Raw genomic sequence first — 1728 nt, forward strand, 5'->3', positions numbered from 1 at the left:
GAGGTTGGGACAAAACCCACCTCTGACATGAAAAAGCCGGTGAAATTTTACGACGAGTAAAATTTCACCGGCTTTGATAACTTTTGCATTAAAATAAGGACAACTTCTGATAAAATTAAGTTCCACACAAAATCAAATCAGAAAGAAGTGTCCTTATGTTTAAAAATTATAACATGAATCAACTAATTTTGCCTTTAGATTTAGAAGTAAAATTACAAAATAATGATATTGCCTTCCATATCCATCATTTAGTTGAAAGTATCCCTCATGAATCGTTCGAACCATTTCTACGAAATGAGGGTTGTCCTGCCTATCATCCACGTATGATGCTTAAAATTATCTTATGTGCCTACACACAATCTGTCTTCTCAGGACGGAAAATTGAAGCCCTATTAAAAGACAGTATCCGAATGATGTGGCTAGCCCAAGGATATGAACCAAGCTACCGCACAATCAACCGATTCCGTATTCAACCAGAAGTGAAAGATTTAATTCGTCAATGTTTTGTCCAATTCCGTTGCCAATTGATTGAAGAAAAGCTTATTGATCAAGAAGCGATTTTTATCGATGGTACAAAACTTGAAGCGAATGCGAATAAATTTACGTTTGTTTGGAAGAAATCCATTGAAAAATATCATCAAAGTTTAATTGAAAAGTCCAACCAGCTATACAATGAGCTACTAGAGAGCAAAATCATACCTGAAATTGAACGTGAAAGCGATGAACAGTTATCATTGGAAGAACTCGCTCAATTGGTTCAAAAAGTGGACGATGTCGTAACTGAGTATGATAAACAAATTGAAACATCATCCGATGTTCCAGAACGAAAAGCTTTAAGAAGTGAACGTAAATACCCGAAACAAGTGCGCAAGCAGTTGATTGATTTTGTCTTACGTAAACAGAAATATGAAAGAGACTTTGAAATCTTCGGCACACGTAATAGCTATTCTAAAACAGATCCAGATGCGACGTTTATGCGAATGAAAGATGATTATATGCAAAACGGACAATTAAAAGCTGGATATAATGTACAAATCGCAACGGAAGGTCAATACGCGCTTGCCTATAGTTTATTTTCAAATCCAACAGATACACGTACGTTAATTCCATTTCTAGATGAGATCGAGCAGCATTATTTCGAGTTACCAAAACACATTGTCGCAGATGCAGGTTACGGTAGTGAACAAAACTTTCATGATATCCTTTCGAACAGAAAACGAGAAGCACTTATTACGTATAGCATGTATTTGAAAGAACAAAAGAAAAAGTATAAACAAAACATATTTAATCCCGACAACTGGACGTATGATGAAGAAACAGATACATATACATGTCCTAATCAAAAACGTCTTGAATTTCAATATCATTCTGTCCGTAATGACCGTACAGGCTTCCAACGGAAGCTCAAAATTTACGAGTGTGAAGACTGTTCGGGATGCCCATTCCGTTCATCGTGTACTAAAGCAAAAGAAGGCAACAATCGAAAACTAATGGTGAATGAAAAATGGGAACAGCAAAAAGAATATGTAAGAGTGAAGCTTTCAGAAGAGAAAACGAGTGCCATCTATCGAAAACGCAAAATCGATGTGGAACCAGTTTTTGGATTCTTGAAGGCTAATTTGCGTTTCACTCGATTTTCTGTACGAGGAAAATCGAAGGTAGAAAACGAAATGGGCCTCGCGTTAATGGCAGTGAATTTAAGAAAATTCACTGTCAGCAACTAAGATA

The 1728-nt window shown here is 36.3% G+C and carries 1 protein-coding gene; it reads left to right on the plus strand.

Features of this window, described 5'->3' with window-relative positions; genetic code table 11:
* Positions 1 to 155 precede the first annotated feature (155 nt).
* Positions 156 to 1724 (plus strand): IS1182 family transposase, encoded by a 1569-nt coding sequence (locus J2S08_RS22290; protein WP_307233551.1) that lies wholly within the window; start codon positions 156 to 158, stop codon positions 1722 to 1724.
* Positions 1725 to 1728 lie beyond the last annotated feature (4 nt).

Origin of the sequence: Bacillus chungangensis (assembly GCF_030812995.1) — a bacterium.
Classification (GTDB): domain Bacteria; phylum Bacillota; class Bacilli; order Bacillales; family Bacillaceae_C; genus Bacillus_CF; species Bacillus_CF chungangensis.